Here is a 246-nt window from a genome sequence, read left to right on the forward strand (position 1 = left end):
TAAAAGATTGGGATATCAGAATAAATTACGGAATCAAAACAGGATTTAATGATGCCTTTATTATAGATGGAGCTAAGAGAAAGGAGCTGATTGATCAGGACCCTAAAAGTGAAGAAATTATACGACCGTTATTAAGAGGGCGTGATATTAAGCGATACTCATTTGAATTTGCTGATTTATATCTAATTACGACATTTCCAAGCTTGAAAATAGATATTGAACTGTATCCGGCTGTAAAACAGCATC

At 33.7% G+C, this 246-nt stretch carries 1 protein-coding gene; it reads left to right on the top strand.

What is annotated here, in order from left to right; translation table 11 throughout:
* Positions 1-246: hypothetical protein (locus WFK35_RS23235; protein WP_336735021.1), on the top strand; the 246-nt coding region annotated here is incomplete at both ends.

This window comes from Chryseobacterium sp. VD8 (assembly GCF_037149975.1).
GTDB classification, from domain to species: domain Bacteria; phylum Bacteroidota; class Bacteroidia; order Flavobacteriales; family Weeksellaceae; genus Chryseobacterium; species Chryseobacterium indicum.